Source organism: Marinobacter caseinilyticus, from assembly GCF_011074955.1.
GTDB lineage: Bacteria > Pseudomonadota > Gammaproteobacteria > Pseudomonadales > Oleiphilaceae > Marinobacter > Marinobacter caseinilyticus.
Map to the genome: position 1 here is coordinate 119,309 of NZ_WUQJ01000036.1, position 6,358 is coordinate 125,666.

Consider the following 6,358-nt stretch of genomic DNA (forward strand, 5'->3'; position numbering starts at 1 on the left):
AATCCGAAGGTCGGCGACTCCCTTCGGCTTTCGTGATGTAGGAGCCCGAAGAACTACCAGACTGCTCCACCCCGCAACAAACTTTTTCTCGCCCATTCCATTCGAGCTGACCTACCAGGTCGGGCTCATAATCCGAAGGTCGGCGACTCCCTTCGGCTTTCGTGATGTAGGAGCCCGAAGAACCACCAGACTGCTCCACCCCGCAACAAACTTGTCGTCGAAGAGGGGTTTATGTAAAACGTCCCTCGATCAACGAGGTGCGCATACTACTGAGTGAGCGCTGGCAGGTCAATGGGAAAACGCATTTTTCCCTCATTACCGTTCAAGTATCGCGGTAACGCCCTGGCCGCCCGCGGCACAGATTGAAATTAAGCCCTTCCCGCTACCGTGTTGTTCGAGTTGTTTGGCCAACGTCGCGATAATCCGGCCGCCCGTCGCCGCAAAGGGGTGCCCTGTAGCGAGACTGCTGCCCTTCAGGTTTATCTTACTGCGATCAATGCTGCCGAGCGGCGACTCAAGGCCCAGACGTTCTCTACAGAACGTCGGATCCTCCCAGGCTTTCAAGGTTGATAACACCTGTGCCGCAAAGGCTTCATGGATTTCATAAAAATCGAAGTCCTGGAGGGTCATGCCGGCTTTTTCCAACAATCGCGGGACCGCGTAGACCGGCGCCATCAACAGGCCCTCCTTCTTGTCGACAAAATCCACCGCCGCCACTTCAGAAAAGGTCAGATAAGCCTGAATGTTCATATTGTGCGCTTTCGCCCACTCTTCGCTGGCCAGCAACACACAGGACGCGCCATCGGTCAGCGCGGTGCTGTTTGCGGCCGTCATGGTGCCATTTTCGCGATCAAAACAGGGTCTGAGACTCGCCAGCTTCTCTAATGTGGTCTCGGGCCGGAGGATATTGTCCCGTTCCAGACCGGCCAAAGGTGTCATCAGGTCAGCAAAAAAGCCTTCTGCGTAAGCAGCGGCCAATTTCTGATGACTTTCATAGGTCAGTTGATCTTGCGCCTCCCGGGGAATATCCCACTCATGGGCTGTCACCTGGCAATGATCGCCCATCGACATGCCCGTACGCGGCTCACCATTTTCGGGAATGCTTGGCATCAAGTGACGGGGGCGGAATCGACTCAGGATTCTCAACCGATCTGCCGCGGTTTTCGCTCGGTTTAAGTCCAGTAGAATTTCACGAAGGCCCTCACTGACACCAATCGGGGCGTCAGAGGTAGTATCCGCGCCCCCAGCGATGCCACATTCGATTTGACCCAATGCAATCTTATTCGCTACCAGAATCGCCGCCTCCAACCCGGTTCCGCAGGCTTGCTGGACGTCATACGCGGGCGTCTCTGGCGCCAATCCGCAACTCAGTACCGATTCTCGTGTCAGGTTAAAGTCTTTAGAGTGCTTGATGACCGCTCCGGCAGCGACTTCTCCCAGACGCTGTCCTTGTAGGTTGAACCGATCCACCAGCCCTCGCAAGGCGGCGGTTAGCAATTCCTGGTTGCTCAGTTTGCTGTATGCCGTATTAGAGCGCGCAAAAGGCACACGATTACCGCCGATAATCGCAACTCGTCTCACCCGCCCAACGGCAGGCTTCTTATTTCTGGTGGAATCCTTTGCCTGTACCATAATACGATCCTATTTAACTGACTGTGGTATTCGTTGCGTCGCTGGCCGACGCTGCACCGTCACAAGAGCGACGATTGGGAGTTATATCATTATTGCACGATCCGACCCACCGATCGGCGCCGGTTGCCAGCGGACATATCGCACACACCCATTCCCCTGGCAGTCTAGCGTTGTGATGAATCAACTCATTGGCAAGCCTGACACGGCAACCCACGCGCTCAGTCAATCCAATTACCCGTGGTTGGCCTAACATGAGCGACCGCACTGCGACCCTATCAACAATGAATCCGCGCGCCGAAGAGCGCCAGGGAAAGAGAAGCTTCTTATGTCTGACCTGTACCTTAAACTCGTCAACACTTCGATCGGAAAATCTGCCGCCCAGTCGCTGGGCTTGCCGTCGCCGTTGCCACTAAAACGGTGGAAGCGTTCGGACCAGCCTTTTATCGAAGGTAACGTGCTCATTGGCGCTGCGTCGGGCGGTAAAGCGTTATCGGCCGTCGCAAACATCGTTAACACCAGCGCGGCGATGCTCCACCACGCCAGCAACCAGGACTCGCTCAAGGAATCGGCCAACGCAGGTCCGAAAGCCAAGCCCCTGGATATCACAACCGCCATTGGCGAAAGCTTCACTGCCCTGATTTTCGATGGCACCGGTATCAAGGACGCCTACGGACTGCGGGCGGTTTATGATTTCTTTCACCCCACCATTCGCAAACTTGCCAACTGTGGCCGCGTTCTGGTCATCGGACGTGACCCTGAGAGCTGTCGATCGCCCGCACAGGCGGCAGCACAAAAGGCCCTGGAAGGCTTTGTCCGCAGTGTCGGAAAAGAGGTGGGTAAAAAAGGAGCCACGGCCAACCTCCTCTGGCTGGCACCGGGTTCGGAATCTCATCTGGAGTCATCGGTGCGGTTTTTTCTCTCACCGCGATCGGCCTATGTGTCTGGCCAGGTCGTGCGTATCAGTAAAAAAGCGGGGAAAGCGGGCGCCAGTAGTCCCACGGCACCGTTAGCGGGCAAGGTCGCACTGGTCACTGGGGCCTCCCGGGGCATTGGGGAATCCATTGCAGACACATTGGCCCGGGATGGCGCTACGGTCATTGCGCTGGACGTACCCGCTGCCATGGAGCAATTGCAGGCTGTAGCCACCCGCATAAAAGGTAAAACACTGGCCTGTGACATTACCGACGCAAAAGCACCGGATCTGATCGCCGATTTTGTCAGGACGCACTTTGACGGTCTCGACCTGATCATTCACAACGCCGGCATTACCCGCGATAAAACCCTCGGCAACATGCCAGACCATTTCTGGGACTTAACCATCGCTGTTAATTTGGCCGCCGAAGAAGCTATTAACGAAGCCTTATTAAGCCAGGAACTCTTGCGGCCGAACGGGCGCATTGTGTGCGTTTCGTCAATCAGCGGAATAGCCGGTAACTTTGGTCAGACAAACTACTCAACGTCAAAGTGTGGTGTTATCGGGTACGTCGAAGCGTTGGCCAGGCAACTGAAAAACAGCATCACCATTAACGCGGTGGCGCCCGGTTTTATTGAAACGCAAATGACTGCCGCAATGCCCATGACCCTTCGGGAGGCGGGACGACGCATGAACAGTCTCTCGCAGGGGGGGCTGCCGGTGGATGTGGCGGAAACCATCGCCTGGTACTGCAATCCGGCATCAACCGGGGTCAACGGCAACACGGTCAGAGTATGCGGTCAGTCGTTCATCGGGAAGTAATGGCATTCAGAAGTGTACAGACGCAACCCCCGGCACTTGTCGGGGTACCCGACTCGCCACCAGCAATAAATCACAGGTCGTCAAAGAGGATTTCAAATAGAAATGGTGGGTGGTACTGGGATCGAACCAGTGACCCTCGCCTTGTAAGGGCGATGCTCTCCCAGCTGAGCTAACCACCCAGGAAAAATGGCGGAGCGGACGGGACTCGAACCCGCGACCCCCGGCGTGACAGGCCGGTATTCTAACCAGCTGAACTACCGCTCCGCATCGTTCATCCGGCACGCGCCTTTTGAACTTACATCCGGGCTGGGGAGGCCCGAACACACTGAAAATGGTGGGTGGTACTGGGATCGAACCAGTGACCCTCGCCTTGTAAGGGCGATGCTCTCCCAGCTGAGCTAACCACCCACTTTCAGCGACCTGATCTTTTCAGCAATGCTGTCTTGATCAAGTGAGAGGCGCATTTTAAGCATTTGGCCCGCGCTGTCAAATATTTTCGGCTTTTTTTACGAACCAACACCCCAATCATCAATTCAGCGATTATTTTGCAACCAACCTGCCTACTTTCTGGCCTTTGGCGAGGTATTTACCGCTTTTAATTTTGGTTTGCCATGGCCGGCCTTTGAGGCCTTTTGCTCCAGGGACAAACGGCCCACCCGCCCTTTCCGGTCATCCGGCAACGCTTTGTCGGCCAATGACTGATTAAATGCATCAAACTTCGCCCGCAATTTTACGATTTGTTGTTCGAGCGCATCTTTCCATGACATACGGCAGCAACCTCCCGATCATTGTTTTCCATCAGTCTAGCTGCGCTCACTGCCGCCGACAATTGAGAAACAGATCACAAACGGATTTATTTAGCTCAACCCTGAACTGCTCTTAGAAAGGCCACCAGCCATCACCCGCTTCCCTTGCAGCCTGCACCTCCCTTTCTCGCTCGAGCTTTGCGTAGGCTCGTTCTCGAGCCTTGATTTTGGCGTCGGTTTCCAACGGTTGCTGAGGCTCACCACCGAACGGCCAATACCAGGGTGCGTTCACCAGCCCATCGGTTTCCAGGCGCTCAAGCTCCTCTTCACGCGCCTCCGTCAGGCGCTCCATATCACGTTCATAATCATCATCTTCATTGACCACGGCAATGGAGGTGGCAGCATGATTAGGAGCCAGCAAGTCACTGTTAAGAAACTGTGTGGTGACGATCTCCCCTGGCCCCATCGCACTATCGCGCGTGACCAGTTGAAGATCACCGGAGGCCAAGGGGTGCTCCGGATCAAGATCCGGGTGCGGGCTTTCGGGCGTCGACACCTCGCTGTAGCGCAAGTAATAGACCTGCCCTGCGTCAACCGTGAGGGTGGCGTCGGCAATCAGGCTTAGACTGAAATCGTTCATACCCTCCAGGCCCATTAGGGGCCTGCGCATGGCAATATAGCGTTCACCCGGCTTCACCTCCATCCAGGTAAAGCTGTTGTTTCTGATATTGAAGTAGTGACGATCGTCGATATAGACGCTGGGGGACTCAATCTCTTCGGACGCCCATTGGGAATGGGCGCGATAAAAGTAGATCAGGGCATTGCCGCTGTCCCAGTCATCGTTGTCTATGTGCACGAAGTCTGGGCCGGATACCGGGTGGAGAAACCCGCCTGTGCTTTTACCAATGGACTGGTAGATCACACAGCCAGACAGCGAACTCAGCAACAGTGCGCCAACGGCAATTTTTGTCAGTCGAATAGTCATTGTTATCCAGTCTCTTCATCCGGGAAGAACACGCCGATAATAACAACTGTCCGTCATACGAACTGAGAGCTACCGCAAGGGATGGCTACAAACTGTTACATCCTGCACGTGATGCGGCGCTCCATGCACTCAGCGCTTACGCAATGCATCGACCTGATCCGTGAGCCTCACCAGGCGAGACGTCAACTGAGCCCGCGATGAGTCAATCGATTGGACAACGTCTTCAAGGTTCGCAAGCCGGGTCTCGGCTTTCTTCAATTGGCTTTGTGTCTGCGCCAAAACCCCTTCGCCGTTCTCCAGTGCGCCAAGTCGGCTTTCGATTCCGCTGATCGTCAATTTTTGCTCGCGCTCAAACCGGGTGAGGCGCTGATCGACGGCGGCCTGAATGTCGGACTGCATAGCAGCCACGTCGCCTGCCAATGACTTGTCCTGTGACGTCAATTGAACAATGTTCTCTTGCACCTCAGACATGCTGCCTGCAAGCTCGGCCATCCGCTGCTGAGACGTCTCCTTGAAGTTATCCAACAGTTTCAGGGACTCAGCATGCCCGCCAACCTGGATTGCCAGACTTTCCAACTGTTTCGTGTGCGCCGTTAGCTGGGTCGCTTGCGCCTCAAGCTGCTGACGATTACGTTCATTCGCGATGGCCCAGAGTTTCCGTATCTCACTGTTTGCCGTCGCAATCTGTTTTTCCTGGTCGGCCAACCTTTGCTGTGTCGTGCTGCCACTCTCAGCCAGCGTTTCTCCGGTTTCACTGAGTTCACCCTGGAACCGGGCCAAGGCCAGCTTGCTTTGCCGAGCCCAATAATCCGCCTCTTCGACCTGAGCTTCCATCGCGGCCAAGCGCTTCGATTGTTGCCAGGCTACGCCCGCACCCGCCACAACAGCCGCAATCAGGAGAAGGCAAAGCAACCCGACCAGCCGACCTGCCCCACCCGATGCCGGGCGGCTTGAACCCGCCTTGGCGGAAGGCTGCCGGTCGGTTTCGGGGGGCGCAGAAGCGCGAACACCGCGATCCGCCGGTGCGGCCGCTCGCGGTGTGGTTTCGGTCCCTGACCTTACTTCATCGTCATCTGGACGAATGGGTTCCATAACAACAACCTCAAATGGATATGGACGAATATTAGTCTATGGGCAGATAATACCGGCAAGAATGACGCGCCTCCAAATCATTCGCTCTATCTTTTACCTGTGAGATCAATCAGCAACCATCAGAAGCACCTGGTACATGGCCTGCTTTTGTCACTGAATAACATTTGA

At 55.5% G+C, this 6,358-nt stretch carries 5 protein-coding genes and 3 tRNA genes; 1 reads left to right on the forward strand and 7 read right to left on the reverse strand.

Annotated elements, in window-relative coordinates:
- Positions 1-315 precede the first annotated feature (315 nt).
- Positions 316-1,632 (reverse strand): acetyl-CoA C-acetyltransferase, encoded by a 1,317-nt coding sequence (locus GRX64_RS18530; protein ID WP_166269510.1) that lies wholly within the window; start codon positions 1,630-1,632, stop codon positions 316-318.
- 325 nt (positions 1,633-1,957) lie between these two features.
- Between GRX64_RS18530 and GRX64_RS18535 the strand changes: the two genes are divergently transcribed.
- Positions 1,958-3,367 carry a 3-oxoacyl-ACP reductase gene (locus GRX64_RS18535; protein ID WP_166269512.1) on the forward strand — a complete coding sequence of 470 codons (1,410 nt, stop codon included), beginning with the start codon at positions 1,958-1,960 and terminating at the stop codon, positions 3,365-3,367.
- Positions 3,368-3,470: 103 nt separating this feature from the next.
- Here GRX64_RS18535 and GRX64_RS18540 read toward each other — a convergent pair.
- The 6 genes from GRX64_RS18540 to GRX64_RS18565 all read right to left on the reverse strand — a co-directional run bounded on the left by GRX64_RS18540 (position 3,471) and on the right by GRX64_RS18565 (position 6,190).
- Positions 3,471-3,546, reverse strand: a tRNA-Val gene (locus GRX64_RS18540).
- Between the two features lie 8 nt (positions 3,547-3,554).
- Positions 3,555-3,631, reverse strand: a tRNA-Asp gene (locus GRX64_RS18545).
- A 68-nt stretch (positions 3,632-3,699) separates the two neighbouring features.
- A tRNA-Val gene (locus tag GRX64_RS18550) sits at positions 3,700-3,775 on the reverse strand.
- A 152-nt stretch (positions 3,776-3,927) separates the two neighbouring features.
- Positions 3,928-4,134 carry a hypothetical protein gene (locus GRX64_RS18555; RefSeq protein WP_166269514.1) on the reverse strand — a complete coding sequence of 69 codons (207 nt, stop codon included), beginning with the start codon at positions 4,132-4,134 and terminating at the stop codon, positions 3,928-3,930.
- Positions 4,135-4,246: 112 nt separating this feature from the next.
- Complete coding sequence (locus GRX64_RS18560) at positions 4,247-5,098, reverse strand: DUF2846 domain-containing protein (RefSeq protein ID WP_166269516.1); 852 nt, start codon at positions 5,096-5,098, stop codon at positions 4,247-4,249.
- Positions 5,099-5,227: 129 nt separating this feature from the next.
- Positions 5,228-6,190 (reverse strand): coiled-coil domain-containing protein, encoded by a 963-nt coding sequence (locus GRX64_RS18565; protein ID WP_166269518.1) that lies wholly within the window; start codon positions 6,188-6,190, stop codon positions 5,228-5,230.
- Positions 6,191-6,358: the final 168 nt, after the last annotated feature.